Annotated in this window: 2 protein-coding genes; one reads left to right on the top strand and one right to left on the bottom strand. The window is 60.1% G+C overall.

The window, feature by feature from the left end:
• A partial coding sequence (locus WCA53_RS05340; RefSeq protein WP_423906504.1) for an FTR1 family protein occupies positions 1-518 on the top strand: 518 nt, incomplete at its 5' end.
• Positions 519-786: 268 nt separating this feature from the next.
• On the opposite strand, the gene WCA53_RS05335 is transcribed toward WCA53_RS05340, so the two are convergent.
• On the bottom strand, positions 787-1617 hold the full coding sequence (locus WCA53_RS05335; protein WP_423906502.1) for a class I SAM-dependent methyltransferase: 831 nt from the start codon (positions 1615-1617) through the stop codon (positions 787-789).
• Positions 1618-1755: the final 138 nt, after the last annotated feature.

The following is a 1755-nucleotide window of genomic DNA, read 5'->3' as shown; positions in this document are numbered from 1 at the left end:
GTACGGGCACTCGCTCGATCGCGGCGCTAGGCATTGTTTGCGCGATTGCGGTTATGCGCGAAGGCTCCGAGGTCGCGTTGTTCATGTATGGTCTTGCTGCGTCGGACGACTCGACAACGATCGAACTTTTGATGGGTTCGCTGCTTGCTATCTTCGCGGGCGTGGGCGTCACCGCGCTCACCTATTTGGGGCTCGTCACGATCCCCCAACGTCGCATATTTGCTGTCACGACGGCCCTGATCAGCCTTCTCGCTGCAGGGCTCGCGGCTCAGGCCGTCCTCTTCCTGCAGCAGGCCGGGGTTCTCACAATGCTGACCCAGACGGCATGGGACACCTCCGCCATTCTTTCCGATTCGAGTCTGTTCGGTCGGGTATTGCGCACTTTGATCGGCTATTCTGACCAGCCTTCGGTGCTTCAGGTCGTGGCGTATTGCGGGACGCTCGCGATCATCGTCATCCTCACACGAATTTATGCAGCTCAACCGAGTATGGCGTCGCGTGGTGCACCGGGTGAATAAATGAAACCGCGCAGACGTGTTTCTTGAGGTCATGCTCCACGAGGAATAGAGTAGGCGGTTCGCCGCGGATTGCGGCGGCGTAAGCCGATTCCGGCCAGCCCCCTGCCTCAGTGATAAAGCACCGCCACGCGTCAACGCGTGATCGGTGTCTGATGCCTCGGCGCAATCATATCCTAGGCCGTGTACTCCCTAAGCGGCTGGCCGACTGATGTCCGCCCTCATGGACCGAAAAGCGGACATCGCCGGAGGTCGCAGAAGGGCAATCAACCTACATCGTCAGAAGGCCGCGCAATAGCAACGTACGCCTCCTGCGGGAACGCGAACTTGCCGCCATTGAGCATGGGGGGAGTCGATAAGGTTGCAGCCGCGGAAGCGACCGATGAAAAATCGACTGACGCTCGGGCTCGGTCTTGTCTTTGAGGAGTATCGTCATCGGCGTCGCGATTAACTGGAAGCGGACGTAGTCGGGCACAGTAGGAAACACGAGCGTTTGCTGGACAGTCGAGACAACGACGGTGCCGAAGCCGGCGTCGCGCAGCAGGCTCTCAAGTTGCCCCGGGTTCGCAAAGGAATGTTCGCCGCGTTTGATCTGCGAAGCTTCTGGCCCCAGCACTTGATCGAGCGCCTGCACAAATGCGTTCGCTCCCGGCGTCCGTTCGATGGGGCTGTACACGCTGAGGGCAGCCCGTCCGCCCTCGCGCAGCACACGGCGCAGTGCGCGCAGTGCTCCTGGTTGGTTCGGGAAGAATTGGAGACCTTGCTGACAGAGAACTGCGTCGAAATGACCGGACGGAAATGGCATGTCGAGCGCGCTACCCTCTGTCCAGTTAATCGGGGCGCCATCGTTTGGAAGACTTCGGGCAACGGTCAGCATCCCGGCGTTCAGGTCGAGACCCGTGACTTGTCCCGGCCTTACTTTCGTTGCAGCCAAGCGAGCCACGACCCCGGTGCCGCAAGCAACGTCCAGTACCAGCTCGCCCGTTCGACGTTGGGCGCGACGAACGAGATCTTCCGCCCACTTCAAGGTGATCGCGGGCACGAGGTAACGCTGGAAAAGCTCTGCCGCGCTGCCTTCCAGTTGCCAATGGCCTTCACTCATCGTGCGCTCCGCTTTGGCATTCGGTAGATGATAAGACGAACGGAGCCGATTTCCCAGATGGGTCATGCCCGACAACAGCTCAAAGTGAGCTCAATGCGTCCGCTTTCGGCCGAATCGTAAACCAAACCACCGTTCGCC

It is taken from the genome of Caballeronia sp. (assembly GCF_049581465.1).
In the GTDB taxonomy this organism is placed as follows: domain Bacteria; phylum Pseudomonadota; class Gammaproteobacteria; order Burkholderiales; family Burkholderiaceae; genus Caballeronia.
Note: the sequence above shows the minus strand (reverse complement) of the source record. Positions and strands in the feature narration are given on the sequence as shown.